The sequence below is a fragment of the Mesorhizobium sp. M1E.F.Ca.ET.041.01.1.1 genome (assembly GCF_003997355.1).
Classification (GTDB): Bacteria; Pseudomonadota; Alphaproteobacteria; order Rhizobiales; family Rhizobiaceae; genus Mesorhizobium.
Window position 1 is genome coordinate 1 of record NZ_RZSL01000124.1, and the last position, 13,291, is coordinate 13,291.

The 13,291-nt window shown below is 63.7% G+C and carries 19 protein-coding genes and 1 riboswitch; of the genes, 6 read left to right on the forward strand and 13 right to left on the reverse strand.

Features of this window, described 5'->3' with window-relative positions; translation table 11 throughout:
• A partial coding sequence (locus EOA38_RS13090) for a DinB family protein (protein ID WP_127299382.1) occupies nucleotides 1-246 on the reverse strand: 246 nt, incomplete at its 3' end.
• 54 nt (nucleotides 247-300) lie between these two features.
• Here EOA38_RS13090 and EOA38_RS13095 point away from each other — a divergent pair.
• Entirely contained in the window at nucleotides 301-993 is a 693-nt protein-coding gene (locus tag EOA38_RS13095) for a glutathione S-transferase family protein (protein ID WP_127299383.1), read from the forward strand.
• Nucleotides 994-996: 3 nt separating this feature from the next.
• On the opposite strand, the gene EOA38_RS13100 is transcribed toward EOA38_RS13095, so the two are convergent.
• Nucleotides 997-1,224 carry a hypothetical protein gene (locus tag EOA38_RS13100; RefSeq protein ID WP_127299384.1) on the reverse strand — a complete coding sequence of 76 codons (228 nt, stop codon included), beginning with the start codon at nucleotides 1,222-1,224 and terminating at the stop codon, nucleotides 997-999.
• A 176-nt stretch (nucleotides 1,225-1,400) separates the two neighbouring features.
• Between EOA38_RS13100 and ndk the strand changes: the two genes are divergently transcribed.
• Together ndk and EOA38_RS13110 are read left to right on the forward strand one after the other, a co-directional pair.
• Entirely contained in the window at nucleotides 1,401-1,823 is a 423-nt protein-coding gene (ndk, locus tag EOA38_RS13105; protein WP_040972162.1) for a nucleoside-diphosphate kinase, read from the forward strand.
• A 169-nt stretch (nucleotides 1,824-1,992) separates the two neighbouring features.
• Nucleotides 1,993-2,199 (forward strand): hypothetical protein, encoded by a 207-nt coding sequence (locus EOA38_RS13110; RefSeq protein ID WP_126095474.1) that lies wholly within the window; start codon nucleotides 1,993-1,995, stop codon nucleotides 2,197-2,199.
• Nucleotides 2,200-2,213: 14 nt separating this feature from the next.
• On the opposite strand, the gene EOA38_RS13115 is transcribed toward EOA38_RS13110, so the two are convergent.
• From EOA38_RS13115 to crcB (EOA38_RS13125), 3 genes are read right to left on the reverse strand one after another with little or no spacing between them, the layout of a single operon-like run.
• Nucleotides 2,214-2,552, reverse strand: coding sequence for a DUF190 domain-containing protein (locus tag EOA38_RS13115; RefSeq protein ID WP_126095475.1), 339 nt, complete (start codon nucleotides 2,550-2,552; stop codon nucleotides 2,214-2,216).
• Between the two features lie 14 nt (nucleotides 2,553-2,566).
• Nucleotides 2,567-2,995 carry a fluoride efflux transporter CrcB gene (gene crcB, locus EOA38_RS13120; RefSeq protein WP_127299385.1) on the reverse strand — a complete coding sequence of 143 codons (429 nt, stop codon included), beginning with the start codon at nucleotides 2,993-2,995 and terminating at the stop codon, nucleotides 2,567-2,569.
• 6 nt (nucleotides 2,996-3,001) lie between these two features.
• Complete coding sequence (gene crcB / locus EOA38_RS13125; protein WP_127299386.1) at nucleotides 3,002-3,394, reverse strand: fluoride efflux transporter CrcB; 393 nt, start codon at nucleotides 3,392-3,394, stop codon at nucleotides 3,002-3,004.
• Between the two features lie 99 nt (nucleotides 3,395-3,493).
• Nucleotides 3,494-3,567: riboswitch (Fluoride riboswitch) on the reverse strand.
• Between the two features lie 248 nt (nucleotides 3,568-3,815).
• Here crcB (EOA38_RS13125) and EOA38_RS13130 point away from each other — a divergent pair.
• Together EOA38_RS13130 and EOA38_RS13135 are read left to right on the forward strand one after the other, a co-directional pair.
• Nucleotides 3,816-4,958: a response regulator transcription factor gene (locus tag EOA38_RS13130; protein WP_126095478.1), complete on the forward strand. Its 1,143-nt coding sequence runs from the start codon at nucleotides 3,816-3,818 to the stop codon at nucleotides 4,956-4,958.
• Nucleotides 4,959-5,123: 165 nt separating this feature from the next.
• A complete protein-coding gene (locus tag EOA38_RS13135; protein ID WP_189434643.1) occupies nucleotides 5,124-5,906 on the forward strand; it encodes a DUF1194 domain-containing protein in 783 nt (260 codons plus the stop codon).
• Between the two features lie 52 nt (nucleotides 5,907-5,958).
• On the opposite strand, the gene EOA38_RS13140 is transcribed toward EOA38_RS13135, so the two are convergent.
• The 8 genes from EOA38_RS13140 to EOA38_RS13175 all read right to left on the reverse strand — a co-directional run bounded on the left by EOA38_RS13140 (nucleotide 5,959) and on the right by EOA38_RS13175 (nucleotide 12,211).
• Nucleotides 5,959-6,588 (reverse strand): sulfocyanin-like copper-binding protein, encoded by a 630-nt coding sequence (locus EOA38_RS13140; protein ID WP_245480823.1) that lies wholly within the window; start codon nucleotides 6,586-6,588, stop codon nucleotides 5,959-5,961.
• Between the two features lie 61 nt (nucleotides 6,589-6,649).
• Nucleotides 6,650-6,919, reverse strand: coding sequence for a hypothetical protein (locus EOA38_RS13145; protein WP_127299388.1), 270 nt, complete (start codon nucleotides 6,917-6,919; stop codon nucleotides 6,650-6,652).
• Nucleotides 6,920-7,072: 153 nt separating this feature from the next.
• Nucleotides 7,073-7,840, reverse strand: coding sequence for a YbaY family lipoprotein (locus EOA38_RS13150; protein WP_127299389.1), 768 nt, complete (start codon nucleotides 7,838-7,840; stop codon nucleotides 7,073-7,075).
• A gap of 78 nt (nucleotides 7,841-7,918) precedes the next feature.
• The gene (locus tag EOA38_RS13155; protein ID WP_127299390.1) at nucleotides 7,919-8,398 is read right to left on the reverse strand and encodes a molybdenum cofactor biosynthesis protein MoaE; all 480 of its coding nucleotides are present in this window, start codon (nucleotides 8,396-8,398) and stop codon (nucleotides 7,919-7,921) included.
• A 1-nt stretch (nucleotide 8,399) separates the two neighbouring features.
• Nucleotides 8,400-8,651 carry a molybdopterin converting factor subunit 1 gene (moaD, locus tag EOA38_RS13160; protein WP_127299391.1) on the reverse strand — a complete coding sequence of 84 codons (252 nt, stop codon included), beginning with the start codon at nucleotides 8,649-8,651 and terminating at the stop codon, nucleotides 8,400-8,402.
• 1 nt (nucleotide 8,652) lies between these two features.
• Nucleotides 8,653-9,249 carry a CDP-diacylglycerol--glycerol-3-phosphate 3-phosphatidyltransferase gene (gene pgsA, locus EOA38_RS13165; RefSeq protein WP_126095484.1) on the reverse strand — a complete coding sequence of 199 codons (597 nt, stop codon included), beginning with the start codon at nucleotides 9,247-9,249 and terminating at the stop codon, nucleotides 8,653-8,655.
• Between the two features lie 107 nt (nucleotides 9,250-9,356).
• Nucleotides 9,357-11,450, reverse strand: a complete 2,094-nt coding sequence (gene uvrC / locus EOA38_RS13170) for an excinuclease ABC subunit UvrC (protein ID WP_127299392.1) — start codon at nucleotides 11,448-11,450, stop codon at nucleotides 9,357-9,359.
• A complete protein-coding gene (locus EOA38_RS13175; RefSeq protein ID WP_127299393.1) occupies nucleotides 11,447-12,211 on the reverse strand; it encodes an SDR family oxidoreductase in 765 nt (254 codons plus the stop codon). The genes uvrC and EOA38_RS13175 overlap by 4 nt, the downstream gene beginning before the upstream one ends.
• Nucleotides 12,212-12,624: 413 nt before the next feature.
• Between EOA38_RS13175 and EOA38_RS13180 the strand changes: the two genes are divergently transcribed.
• On the forward strand, nucleotides 12,625-13,281 hold the full coding sequence (locus EOA38_RS13180) for an outer membrane protein (protein ID WP_127299394.1): 657 nt from the start codon (nucleotides 12,625-12,627) through the stop codon (nucleotides 13,279-13,281).
• Nucleotides 13,282-13,291 lie beyond the last annotated feature (10 nt).

A 13,291-nucleotide genomic window follows, 5' to 3' on the forward strand; every position in this document is an offset into this window, starting at 1 on the left:
GCGCAAGCCTGGGAAGGCGCGATGGAGGATCGTCGCAAGGTTTGAGGGCGCGTCGCCCTCGCCCGTAAAGCGCTTCATCCAGACGCGGTCGGTGACGAGCAGATGGTTGAGCGTGCCAAGCATCGAGCCGAAGAAGGCGCCGACGTCGCGAGCGAGCTCCTCCTCGCTGAGGTCGGCGGCGGCATCGTAGATGCGTCCGTTGGCCCATTGATTGTAGGCTGCAAACATCATGAAATGCTGTTTCATTCTTCCATCCGGCTCGCAACGAATCCCGGCTCTTCGTAACCCGCAGGAACCGCAATGACCATTCTCTTCTATGACCTTGTCGGCCACGACACCCAACGCCCGTTCAGCCCGCATTGCTGGAAGGCGAAGATGGCGCTGGCGCACAAGGGACTCGACGCCACCAAGATGCCGACGCGCTTCCTGGAAGTGCCGAAGGTCGAAGGCGGCGTCTCGAAGACGGTGCCGGTGATCCGCGACGGCGACCGCGTGGTGGCCGATTCCTTCGCCATCGCGCTCTATCTCGACGAGGCCTATCCGGAGCGGCCGACGCTGTTTGCCGGCGAAGGCGGCAAGGCGATGGCGCGCTTCATCGAGCGCTGGTCGCAACTCACCATCCATCCCTACGTCACAAGCGTAGCGCTTACCGACCTGCATGGCATGCAGGACGAGGCGAACGCGGCGTATTTCCGCGAGAATCGCGAGCAGCGCTTGGGCAAGAAGCTGGAAGAGGTGGTGGCGGGCCGCGATGCGGGACTGGCAGGCTTCCGCGCCTCGCTGGAGCCGCTGCGCTCGATGCTGACCTACCAGCCCTTCATCGGCGGGAGCTCGCCGCTGTTTGCCGACTACATCGTCTTCGGGGCGCTGCAATGGGCGCGCATCGCCTCGCCCTACCGGCTGCTCGACGAGAGCGATAGCGTGGCCCAGTGGTTCGAGCGCTGTCTCGACCTGCATGGCGGGATCGGCCGGCAGGTTGCGGCCGCGGCTTGAGAGCTAATCTCCCCCCTTGTGGGGGAGATTTCCCGCTTCATCCTTCTGGACCAGCCTGACGCAGATCGGGTCACCCTTTTCCATGCGCGCGCATTGCCATTCCGGGCCGAAGCCGAAATTCTGCTGCCCGCGCTGTGGAAAGAACAGCAGGACCAAGACGATCCCGGCGAGAACCACGGCCATCAACAGGATGCCGGCGACATCGCCGCGTCTTAGGTAAGGCCAGTTCATCGCTTCCGGCTCCGCTGCCGCGACGCCCCGACCTGCACGCGAAGCGCGCTCGCAGCCGTCTAATTATCCCGCAAAGAGCCGGCCTTGACCAGAAGCCGCCTCCCCTTGGCAAGCCGCCGGGCGGCTTGTATAGAGCCCGCCACTCCAATTTCCATTCCCAGAACAAGGACGACCCAATGGCGATCGAACGCACCTTCTCCATGATCAAGCCGGATGCGACCAAGCGCAATCTGACCGGCGCCATCACCAAGATGCTGGAAGACGCAGGCCTGCGCGTCATCGCATCGCGCCGCGTGTGGATGAGCCGCCGCGAGGCCGAAGGCTTCTACGCCGTCCACAAGGAGCGTCCTTTCTTCGGCGAGCTCGTCGAGTTCATGTCGTCGGGCCCGACCGTCGTTCAGGTGCTCGAGGGCGAGAACGCCATCGCCAAGAACCGCGAAGTGATGGGCGCCACCAACCCGGCCAATGCCGCCGAGGGCACCATCCGCAAGGTCCACGCGCTGTCGATCGGCGAGAATTCGGTGCACGGCTCGGACGCGCCGGAAACCGCCGCGCAGGAGATCCGCTACTGGTTCTCCGACACCGAGATCGTCGGCTGAGCCGGCAGCTTCGGCTTGCAATGAAGGCGGCCCCGGGCCGCCTTTTTTGTTTCACTGGGGTGGGCAGGCCGGCCGGGTGCCCTAATTCGCTTCAACCGGCGACAAGTGACAAGGGCGTCTTCGGCTGTGAGCGACCATCGCGCTTCCGCCCGCGAGAAGGGAGGGAAGCATGATCAAACCCCATGTTTCCAAAAGTGGCGTTGCCTATCCGGACGATCTCGTCCTGTTGAAGCGTATCTATGACCAGGTCTGCGAGGAGCGGGGCATCGCCCGCGGCAGCCCCGAGGCCTCCGAGCTGGCGATCGAAGCCATGAAGCTCTTTTCCGCCGGTATTTTCGACGAAGACGCGATCGGCCGCCGTCTTCGCCATGGCTGATCGGTCGGCCGAGCTCAATTCCCTTCACCGTAGCGGATGACCTCGACCTTCTCCTTGGTGATCAGGCAGCTCATGGTCAGCGCCTTGATCTCAGGGATCAGCGCATCGATCTTCTCCGGCGCGTCGACGATCTCGACGACGATTGGCAGATCCTGCGACAGCCGCAGGATCTTGGCGGTGTGGAGCACGCTCGAGCGGCCGAAGCCGAGCGGTCCCCTGAGCACGGTCGCGCCCGCCATGCCGGTCTCTCGCGCCTTGATGACGATCGCCTCGTGCAACGGCATGCCGTCGGCTGCCCTGTCGTCCTCGCCGAAGAATATCCTGAGCAGCACGCATTGGCTGGGAAGTTCCATGTTCTCCTCCCTGGTCACCTGGTGATCGGCAAGCGGTTGAGCCTGGCTGCCATGAGATAGCCGAGCCAGGCCGAGGCAAGCGACAGCACCACCACACTGACAAGATAGGTCGTGGCGAGGCCGAGGTCGCCCTCGAAAAGCAGGATGAAGGTGTCGAGGCTCATCGACGAGAAGGTGGTGAGGCCGCCGCAGAAGCCGCCGGTGACGAACTGGCGACCGGCCGGGCCGACCATCAGGCGCCCGTCCGGCCGGGTCAGCGTAGCGAAGAACATGATCACAAGGGAGCCGACCACGTTGACGAAGGCAGTGGCATAAAGCGCGCTCAAGCCCAGCAGCGAGACGACGACGTAGCCTGAGAGAAAGCGCACCAGCGAGCCGATCGCCGCGCCGCAGCCGACCGAGAGATAGAGGCGAAACTCCGTCTGCCTGTCGTTTCTGGACATGACGCCCTACCCCGCCATCCAGACGACAGCCCGGAAGCCCAGGGCGACCGCAAGCACGCAAAGCGCCGACGAAGCGACGATGTTGAAGACGGCGAGCCGCCGCTCGTCATCGAGCGCCAGGTTCAGCGTCTGCAGGCAGAAGGACGAGACCGTGGTGTAGCCGCCGAAGAGGCCGACCACGATCAGGTCGCGCACGAATTCGGTGGAAAAGACGCCGCCGACCATCCGCGCCGCGCCGGCGAAGGCGCCGATGGCGAGCGCGCCGGAGACGTTGACCACCAGGGTGCCCCAGGGAAAGGTCTCGCCGACGCTGCGGCCGACAAGGCCCGACAGAAAGAAGCGGGATATGCCGCCGAAGAAACCACCGACCAGGACCAGGGCGCAAGCCGCAAGGGTCATCGCTTCAAATGCCTTTCCAAATGCGATTCCACTTAAGGAATCACCTCATGAAAACAGGCATGTTGCGAGCGGAAAAACAAATCCTGCCGCGCGAAAGCACGCCTGGCAGGAGTCATCGGCCCAAATACGAAACGCTCGGGCGGTTTCGGGGGAACCCCATCCCCATTTTTGCACCGGCAAACTAGGTGCTTCCGCCATCCCGGTCAATCGGCTGGAGGAAGTTGGCAGGCGCGTCGAAACGGCGATGCCATGAATTTGCAATGGAACGACGAAGGCCGTGATTCACCACTCACTCCCGAGAACATCGTACTTTGACTACGGCCGCGCCGCTGCATCGCCTTGTTTGCTTGTGATTTTTCGCACCCGTGTGCCTGTGCTAATATGAATGCGCGGTAGCCCGTCCATTACGAAGGTCAGTCAAATGGCTGCCAACCGGGGAATCGCGTCCGCGATCGAGGATTGCTACGACGCCGCCTTCGAATTTGGGCGGTGGCCGCGGGCCTTGCAAAACCTGGCCGATTCCCTGGGCGTGACGAGTTGCGCTATCCGCACCCACGATAACACGCATCCGTTCCGCAGCGATCAACGCAAGCGAACCAGACCGACGCCGGACTCACTGGAGCACGCTGAATTCACGGAGCTCTGGGTCGAGAATGCCCGAGACGCGCCCGACCCGCATCCGGAAAGGGAGCCGCGGCTGCCGAAACCGGCGCCCTACTTTACTGTCGAAGACGAAATCTCCACGCCGGAGGAAAGAAAGCTCCTGCCCTATTATCAGGAGATAGCCCGTCCGGGGCATCGCGAGTTGTGGGCCGCCGTTGTCTTCCCGGTCAGGCGACGCAAATGGGTCCTGTCGATGTACCGTGATGCCACAAGGAGCGACCCCTTTGACACATCCGAGGCCGACCATTTTCTGCGCGTGGCACCGGACCTGATCCGCATCATCAGTCTGGCCGAGAAGATCTGGGATGTTTCGCTCGACCCGGCATTGGCCGTGCTCGACCAGTTCAATTGCGCTGCGGCGCTGCTCGACTGCCGCGGCGGCGTGACGCGTTCCAATGTACATGCAGATGCCCTGTTCGGTTCCGGTCTCATGATCCGCCATGGCCGCATCCATGCAGCCGACCGAGAGAGCGATTCCAGCCTGCAGCGCATGATTGGTGCGGCCGTTTCCAGTGCGCGGGACAAAGCGTTCCAGAGCGAGCCGGCCGTCATCACCCGTGACGGGTCGTTCTGGCTACTGGCCGAGATCGTGCCGATGACGTCATTCGTGCACGATCTGTTCAATGGCGGCGACTTTCTGCTTTGCTTCACCGATCCTGTCAGCGAACGGGCGCCGCCGGCGTGGTTGCTCCGGCATGCTTTCCAACTGACCCCGGCCGAAGCGCGACTGGCTTCCAGCCTCGCCACCGGCTGCGGGATCGAGGCGGCGAGCGAGCGATTGGCGATCGGCCACGAAACCGCCCGAACCCAGCTGAGGGCAATCCTCGACAAAACGGGAACGCATCGCCAGGCCGAGCTCGCGGCACTGCTGTCGCGCTTGCGAGTGCCTTCAAAACCCTGATTGATGCCCTCACCCGTTCGGGTGAAGCGCGCATCCGTCTGCCAGCGCAGATTTCCTTATCCGATTGCCGAACCGTATGGCGCCGCGCCGCGACGGATGGCAGCAATGTTAGGCTGGAAGAACAGACTCGCCCCGCCCAAGAGATCGAGGCCGACAGGATGTCTCTTGGTCCTGTCGCTCCTTGTCAGCAGCCCCTGCTCGCCAACAGCGGCCGGCGGGCTCCGAAAACCCGACGTCGACCTCGAACTAGTGCTTGCCGTCGACGTCTCTTCCTCGATGAGTCTCGCCGAGCAGCGGGTTCAACGCGACGGCTATATCAGCGCATTCCGCCACCCCGACCTTGAACGGGCCATCGCATCGGGCGGGCGCGGCGCGATTGCTGTTTCTTACCTGGAATGGGCCGGGCCAAAATATCAACGTGTCGTCCTGCCATGGACGATTGTCGGCAGTGCAGAGGATGCAAAGCGCTTCGCTGATGCCCTCTCCGCAAAGCCGATCGTCGCGGAAGCGGGTACCTCCATTTCCGGTGGGCTGCTGGCGGCAGCCGGCCTGTTCGCGCACATCCAGGTGGCGGGCGAGCGCAGGGTAATCGACATATCCGGCGATGGCCCAAACAATGCCGGCTTGCCGGTGCGGCCCATACGGGAGATGCTGACGGGCCTGGGGATCACCATCAACGGCCTGCCAGTGTCTCTGCCGCATGAAGGCTCCAACAGCTATCAATCCTTTCCCCCGCGATATCTTTCCTCGTACTACGAGAATTGCGTCATCGGCGGGCCGGGCGCATTCGTGATCGGAATTGACGATCTCGCCATGTTTGCAGCAGCGATCCGTCGAAAGCTGCTTCTGGAGATCGCAGGGCTGCCCGCGCGGCCCAGACTCGTTTCCTATACCCAGCCAGGCTCCCCTGCATTCGACTGTTCGATGCCTGGAACTGTTGCGCGCTAGCTGGTTGATGGCGACCTGCTCCGCCGGCAGGCAGACGCCATTAAAGCCGGGCCTACGGATCAACTGTGAATTCGGTCCACATGCCGGCTGCATAGTGACCTGGCTGGTTGCAGATCAGCAGATACTTTCCAGCCTTGAGATTGACCCTCAACGTGCCTGACGCGCCGGGTTTGAGGTCCGACACCTCGCCGTTGTCGCCGGCCTTGTCTTCTTCAACGCGGTTCTGGGCGTTGATGTACGGAAGCTGCAGGCCGGGATTTGCAAGGTGGATGACGATCATTTCGTGGACCCTGTCCTTGGAGTCATTCTTCACATTGAATGTGACTTTTCCGGCCTTCACTTCTGGGGGCGAAACCTTGATGCCCATGGTCGCCTTGGCGGTATCGACGCTTGGCATCGCATAAGCGAGCCCGATCGACATCGGTGTCGTCGCGCCTTTGTCCCACAGCGAGACATTGACAACCGATGCGGCCTGAGCGGCGCTTGCGCCTCCCGCTATCAGCATTGCAGCAGTCAGCCCGACCGCCGCTCGTATTGATGTGCGTTTCATGGTGACCTCCATCCAAACGACAGCGGGTGCGGCGTTCGTCAATCCGCAGCGTTGCAGAGCCAGCAGGACGCTTCGGTGGCCAATCTGCCGACAATGGGGGGATGTCCGGCAGGGGCGTTTTCCTGCCGGCATCGAAAGTTCTGCACCGCCGCTTAGCCTTCGCTGCGGGGGGTATGACGTTACTTCGTTGACGTCACTTCGCCTGACGCTCTTTCACATTGGCATTGAGATTTGCCGCGTCCGTGTCGGTCGCCGGCGTCTTGGTCTCCTCGCCGGTGAACGGACTGCCCTGCCCAGGCGCAAGATCGCCGCTGTGGCCGGCCTTGTTGGTCTGGTAGGGCTGGCTGTCAAGACTGAGGCCATGCTGTGTGGCATTGAACAGATGGTCATCCGCCTTCGCAATGCCGGCGAAGGCAATCAGCGATACACCCGCGGCAGCGAGGATGAGCGCGTGCTTTTTCATTTCTGGTCTCCTTTGAGTGGCCAGATCGAGCCGCGCATTCGGTCCGGCGGTTTTGCCTGCCCGCCATATGAGAGGTAACGCGTCCGCAGTGCGGATTATTCCGGGAGATCGCGGGATATTGGCCGACGCGACGTCTCAAAGGTCGGCGCGGCCTCAGCTCGCGGCGCTGAAGCGCAGGATGTCGCGGCCGTCCTTGTCGGCGATTGTGAGCTTGCCGGCGTCGATCCGGTAGGAAACAGCCTTGGTCAGCGCGTCGAACAGGGCCTTCTCCTCAACCATGACATCCTGTGCGCAGGCCATGCGAGTCGAGCCGATGTCGCCGATGGCGATCCTGTGCCCTGCCACCGTGGCGGTGGCGAAGTAGGTATTGCACGGGCCGTTGCCGCCGGCCTTGCCGGCCTCGCTGATGCGGAACGTCGCCCGCGGCTCGGCGATCGCGCCGATGCCGTCGATATATTCGACGAGCCAACTCTGGCCGTACAAGGCCGCGGCGTCCGGTTCGGCGGCGGGCGCAGCCATTTTCAGCACGACGGTCTGAGGCTTGCCATCCAGCGGATCGACCTGGTGGCGGGTGTCGGTGACAAACAGCAGCCGGTCGTCGACGGTGATGCGGGCCTGCAGCGCATAGGTTCTGCCCGGCTTGATCGCCTGAGGATCGAAGCTGATCTCGAATTTGATCGGCACCTGGCCGGCCGGCACGATCTTGCGCTGGCCGATGATCGTCGCCGGCGCATCGGCCAGCGAAACATCGGCGAGCTCGACCGAAAGCACCGCATCGGGCGGCAGCGCGATGCGCTCGTGATAGGTCGCCTCGCCGGCAATCGTCTTTTCGGCGGCACTGGTCAGCTCCGGCACGGCAAGCACGCCGACCACCAGCGGCACGAGGCCGAAGATGAAGAATTCCGCAATCCTGTCCAGCATGAGATTGCTCCGCCAAGCAAATCAACCGGTTTGCAAGGTCGGGACGGATTGCGGTCAATCAATGACCGCGGCCGGAGTTTATCCGCCTGGCGTCTTCCAGCGGCCGGCAGCTTCGTCGTCGGCCTCCTTTGCCTCGACCCAGCCGCCTTCGGAGCCGTCGGAGCGATGCTCCTTCTTCCAGAAGGGCGCGCGCGACTTCAGATAATCCATCAGGAAATTCGCTGCCTCGAAGGCCGCCTGCCGGTGCGCGGAGGCCGCCACAACCAGCACGATATTCTCGCCCGGCGCGATCTTGCCGTGGCGGTGGATGACGGTGAGCCCCTGCAGCGGCCAGCGCTCAATGGCCTCGGCGGCGATGCGGCCGATCTCGGCCTCTGCCATGCCTGGATAATGCTCGAGCTCGAGGGCCAACAGCGTGCCCGCTTCATCCCGGCAGAGACCTGAGAACGTCACCACGGCGCCGATATCGGCGCGGCCTTTGGTCAGTGCGGCAATCTCGGCGGCGACGTCGAAATCCTCGCGCTGGACGCGGATGGCCGGCACGACAGCGCCCGCCATCTCAGCCTCCGGTCATCGGCGGGAACAGCGCGATCTCGCGCGCGCCCGCGATTTTCTCGCGGTGGTCGACATGTTCCTGGTTGATGGCGACGCGGATGACGTCCGGATATTGCAGCGCGTTTTCGTATTCCTCGCCGCGCGACTTCAGCCAGCGTAATAGGTCGGCCACCGTCTCGATGCCGGCCGGCAGATCGACATCCTCTTCCGGCTTGCCGATCCGCTCGCGTACCCAGGCAAAATAGATAAGACGCATCTCACTCGTCCATGATGTGCTTCAGGCCGGCGCGGAAATAATCGTAGCCGGTGTAGAGGGTGACGAGCGCCGCGATCCACAGCAGGACCAGCCCGATCTGGGTGGTCAGCGGGAAGATCTTGTCGCCGGCCGGGCCGACAAGCAGGAAAGCGATGGCGACCATCTGGATGGTGGTTTTCCATTTGGCGAGCTGCGTCACCGGCACCGAAACCTTCAGCGCGGCCAGATATTCGCGCAGGCCCGAGACCAGGATCTCACGGCAGAGGATGATGATCGCCGCCCAGAGCGACCAGCCAGCGATGCCGGCATGGCGGTCGGTGTCGGCGGCCAAAAGCAGCAGGCAGGTGGCGACCAGGAGCTTGTCGGCGATTGGGTCCAGCATCTTGCCGATGTTGGAGGTCTGTTGCCAGGCGCGCGCGAAATAGCCGTCGAAATAGTCGGTGATGGAGGCAAGCAGGAAGATGACCAGCGCCGACCAGCGGGCGAAGTCGGACGACTTCAGATGGCCTTCGAGGAAAAAGCACAGCACCACCAGCGGCACCGCGACGATGCGGGCGTAGGTGAGGATGTTCGGCAGGTTGAAAGCGCGCTGGGCCATTGTCTGATCGGGAACTCTTCTCCGCCTCCCGTACTCAAATCAGAAGCCGATGTGGGGGGTCAACAGGCGAGATTCGATTGGTCAGATGAAAATTGGCGCAAGAATGGTCAACTGTCATGAAAATGGTTGTAGACCAGCTTCGCCACGTGCTCCGAAATGCCGTCGACCTTGACCAGGTCCTCGATCGCGGCGCGGCTGACGGCCTTGGCGGTGCCGAATGCGAGCAGCAGCGCGCGCTTGCGGCCGGGGCCGATGCCGGCGATCTCGTCGAGCGGGCTTTTCACCATCTCCTTCTTGCGGCGGGCGCGGTGCGAGCCGATGGCGAAGCGGTGCACCTCGTCGCGCAGGCGCTGGACGAAATAGAGCACCGGATCGCGCACCGGCAGCATGAAGCTCTCCCTGCCCTTGACGAAGAAGCGCTCGCGCCCCGCGTCGCGGTCCTGGCCCTTGGCGATGCCTATTGCCGCGACGCGATCCTCGATGCCGAGATCGGACAGGATCTTGCGCACCGCCGTCATCTGGCCCTGGCCGCCGTCGATCAGGATGACGTCGGGCCAGGCCGGGAAGCCGCCGGCTCCCTCGACGAGGTCCTCGGCAGCACCGTCCTCGGCTTCCGCGTCCGCCACGCCCGAAGATTTGGCGTCGCCGTGCTCCCTCAGCAGCCGCGAGAAACGCCGCTCCATCACCTCGCGCATCATGCCGAAATCGTCGCCCGGCGTGATCTCGGTCGAGCGGATGTTGAACTTCCGGTACTGGTTCTTCACAAAACCTTCCGGCCCGGCGACGACCATGGCGCCGACCGCATTGGTGCCCATGATGTGCGAATTGTCGTAGACCTCGACGCGCACCGGCGGCTTCTGCAGGCCGAAGGTCTCGGCGAAGCCCTGCAGCAGCCGCGCCTGCGTCGAGGTTTCCGCCAGCCTGCGGCCGAGCGCCTCGCGCGCGTTCTGCAATGCGTGGTCGGTCAGATCCTTCTTCTCGCCGCGCCGCGGCACCGAGATCGCTATCCTGCGCCCGGCGCGGGTCGACAGCGCCTCGGCAAGCAGCTCCTGCTCCTGCACCGCCTGGGAGAGAAGCAGCGCCCGCGCCGGCAGTTTGTCGTCATAGAACTGCGCCAGGAACGAGCCCAGCACCTCGGCCGGCTCCAGCGCCGGATCGGCCTTGGGGAAATAGGCGCGGTTGCCCCAGTTCTGGCCGGTGCGGAAGAAGAACACCTGAATGCAGGTCTGGCCGCCTTCCTGGTGGATGGCGAAGACGTCCGCCTCCTCGACCGTCTGCGGGTTGATGCCCTGATGCGCCTGCACATGCGAGAGCGCCGCCAGGCGATCACGGTAGATGGCGGCGCGCTCGAAATCGAGCGCCTCGGACGCCTGCTGCATGGCGGCCGAAATCTCGGTCTTCACCTTCTGGCTGCGGCCCGAAAGAAAGTCCTTCGCCTCGGCGACCAGCTCGGCATAGCCCTGATGCGAGATCTCGCCGGTGCAGGGGCCGGCGCAGCGCTTGATCTGGTAGAGCAGGCAGGGCCGCGTGCGGTTCTCGTAGAAGGAGTCCGTGCAACTTCTGAGCAGGAAGGCGCGCTGCAGCGAGTTGATGGTGCGCCCGACCGCGCCGGCCGAAGCGAAGGGACCGAAATAATCACCTTTGCGCGAGCGCGCACCGCGATGCTTGTAGATGCCGGGCGAAACATGATCGCCGGTGAGCAGGATGTAGGGGAACGACTTGTCATCCCGCATCAAGACGTTGAAGCGGGGGCGCAGCCGCTTGATGAGGTTCGCCTCGAGCAGCAGCGCCTCGATCTCGGTGCGGGTGACGACGAACTCCATCGTCGCCGTCTCGCGCACCATGCGGCCGATGCGGGCGGTGTGGAAGCGCCCCTGGGCATAGTTGGTGACGCGCTTCTTCAGGCTGCGCGCCTTACCGACATAGAGCACGTCGCCAGTGGCGTTCATCATGCGGTAGACGCCGGGCTGGTTGGGCAGCCGCTTGACGAAGGTCTGGATCACCTCGGCGCCGACCATGCCGTCGGCGTCGCCCGCGTGCGGCGTCCAGTCGATCGCCGTGAAGGCGACGTCGGGACCGGCGGGAGGCGCCTCCGGTTCGACGATCTCCTCCGCCGCCTCATCCTCAATGTCGATATCTGGGTCGACATCGGGCGGTAGATCGTCGGCGGCGTTTTGTCTGTGTTTTTGGGCGGGACTCATTCCACCATGCCTGTCACATCGGGCGTCTGCCACGCAAGATGCTGGCCGCCATCGAGCGCGATCATCTGGCCGGTCACCGAGCGCGCTTCCCAGAGATAGCGGATGGTGGCGCCGAATTCCGACAATTGCGGGCCGCGCTTCAGGATCAGGCCCTCGACTTGGCTTTCGAAATCGTCGTCGTCCTGGCGCTTGTTCTTGAGCGTCGGGCCAGGGCCGATGGCGTTGACGCGGATGCGGGGTCCAAGCGCCTGCGCTAGCATTTGCGTCTGCGTCCACAGGGCCGATTTCGACAGCGCATAGGAGAAGTAGCGCGGCGTCGGCCGCCAGACGCGCTGGTCGATTATGTTGACGATCAACCCCTCGGCGCCGCCCGGCAGCGCACGAGCGAAGTTCCGCGCCAGAAGCGCCGGGGTCTTCACATGGATGGCGAAGTGGCGGTCCCAGGCCTGCCAGTCGAACTCCTCGACGCGGTCGTCAACGAATAAAGAGGCGTTGTTGACGAGCAGCGTGACCGGGCCGAGGGCGGCCTCGGATCGGCCGACGAGATCGCCGACGGCGTCCATGTCGGTGAGGTCGGCAGCAACCACGGCGGCGCGGCCGCCCTCGCTCCTGATGCGATCGGCCAGGGCCTCGGCCTCGGCTCCCGAACGGTTGGCATGGATGGCGACGGCAAAGCCGTGCCCGGCCAGATCCTCGACGATAGCCCTGCCGATCCTTCTCGCCCCACCCGTCACCAGCGCCACGCCAGCGGCTTCTTTCATGTTGTCAATCCTCAATCGGCTTCACGATTCCGGGAAGCCGGCACAATATGACGGACCAAGGTGTTAAACACCATTTCCACCTGGGGCGGGAATGTGGCGAAGCGGCCGGCACGCACGCTTGCCCGGCCCGGATTCGGGTCCGTCATAATTCAATATATGCCGCCGGACCCCTTGAACCAAGCGGTGTGCAGCGCAACATGATTAGCCTGCTGACATTCGCTGTTGCGAAGATGCAACGTCAAGTTTCGGCCTCATTCGCGCCGGGGAATGACCCAAGTTCAGGTTCGCTTCAGCCGCATTTCAGCACGACATTCGGAACCGTTGAACGCCAGGCCCGTTTATCCCCCCGGACGGGCCGGGGCATTCATGAACATAAAAAGCCTCGTGTCTTGTGGCTTAAGGAGTAAACAACAATGCAAGCCAATCTCAAGTTTGCGCGGCCGCTGGCGGTTGCGCTCGGGCTCTTCGCCCTCGGCGGTACCGCCTATGCCGCGGACGTGGTTTCGGAAGAGCCGCCGGCCCCCGCCCCGGTCGCCGAACTCCCCGTCGCTTCCTGGGCCGGTCCCTATGCCGGTATCAGCGTCGGTTACGGCTTCAGCGGCCATGCCGATGCGCGCGACGCCGGCGTAAACGTGAAGACCAAGGGCTTCATCGGCGGCGTCTTCGGCGGCTATCAGTGGCAGCAGGAGAACTTCGTCTACGGCGCTGAAGCCGATATCGGCTATAATGGTGTGAAGGGCGACAGCCTCGGCATCAACGCCAAGGGCGGCCTCGAGGGCTCGCTGCGCGCTCGCCTCGGCTATTCCGTCACCCCCGAGATCCTGCTCTATGGCACCGGCGGTCTCGCCGCGAAGAACCAGAAGATCACGGATTCCTTCACCGCCACCGACGAGAGCAAGGCGATGCTCGGCTGGACGGCCGGTGTCGGCAGCGACATCAAGATCACCGACAATGTGTTCGGCCGCGTCGAGTACCGCTACACCGACTACGGCGACAAGGACTTCGGCGCCCTCGGCAACGTCAAGTCCAAGGACAACCGCGTCACCTTCGGCGTCGGTATGAAGTTCTAAGTCGTCCAAG

Excerpts from the sequence above, each read along its gene's own strand:
- EOA38_RS13155 (WP_127299390.1), bottom strand. The coding sequence starts at position 8,398 with ATGGCGGGCGCTGTCGTGCCGGCCATCCGCGTCCAGCGCGAGGATTTC.
- crcB (WP_127299385.1), bottom strand. The coding sequence starts at position 2,995 with ATGTCCAGAAACGACAGGCAGACGGAGTTTCGCCTCTATCTCTCGGTC.
- EOA38_RS13150 (WP_127299389.1), bottom strand. The coding sequence starts at position 7,840 with ATGCTGGACAGGATTGCGGAATTCTTCATCTTCGGCCTCGTGCCGCTG.
- EOA38_RS13130 (WP_126095478.1), top strand. The coding sequence starts at position 3,816 with ATGGCTGCCAACCGGGGAATCGCGTCCGCGATCGAGGATTGCTACGAC.
- EOA38_RS13110 (WP_126095474.1), top strand. The coding sequence starts at position 1,993 with ATGATCAAACCCCATGTTTCCAAAAGTGGCGTTGCCTATCCGGACGAT.
- crcB (WP_127299386.1), bottom strand. The coding sequence starts at position 3,394 with ATGACCCTTGCGGCTTGCGCCCTGGTCCTGGTCGGTGGTTTCTTCGGC.
- ndk (WP_040972162.1), top strand. The coding sequence starts at position 1,401 with ATGGCGATCGAACGCACCTTCTCCATGATCAAGCCGGATGCGACCAAG.
- EOA38_RS13175 (WP_127299393.1), bottom strand. The coding sequence starts at position 12,211 with ATGAAAGAAGCCGCTGGCGTGGCGCTGGTGACGGGTGGGGCGAGAAGG.
- EOA38_RS13140 (WP_245480823.1), bottom strand. The coding sequence starts at position 6,588 with ATGCCGGCAGGAAAACGCCCCTGCCGGACATCCCCCCATTGTCGGCAG.
- pgsA (WP_126095484.1), bottom strand. The coding sequence starts at position 9,249 with ATGGCCCAGCGCGCTTTCAACCTGCCGAACATCCTCACCTACGCCCGC.
- moaD (WP_127299391.1), bottom strand. The coding sequence starts at position 8,651 with ATGCGTCTTATCTATTTTGCCTGGGTACGCGAGCGGATCGGCAAGCCG.
- EOA38_RS13100 (WP_127299384.1), bottom strand. The coding sequence starts at position 1,224 with ATGAACTGGCCTTACCTAAGACGCGGCGATGTCGCCGGCATCCTGTTG.
- EOA38_RS13115 (WP_126095475.1), bottom strand. The coding sequence starts at position 2,552 with ATGGAACTTCCCAGCCAATGCGTGCTGCTCAGGATATTCTTCGGCGAG.
- EOA38_RS13095 (WP_127299383.1), top strand. The coding sequence starts at position 301 with ATGACCATTCTCTTCTATGACCTTGTCGGCCACGACACCCAACGCCCG.
- EOA38_RS13145 (WP_127299388.1), bottom strand. The coding sequence starts at position 6,919 with ATGAAAAAGCACGCGCTCATCCTCGCTGCCGCGGGTGTATCGCTGATT.
- uvrC (WP_127299392.1), bottom strand. The coding sequence starts at position 11,450 with ATGAGTCCCGCCCAAAAACACAGACAAAACGCCGCCGACGATCTACCG.
- EOA38_RS13180 (WP_127299394.1), top strand. The coding sequence starts at position 12,625 with ATGCAAGCCAATCTCAAGTTTGCGCGGCCGCTGGCGGTTGCGCTCGGG.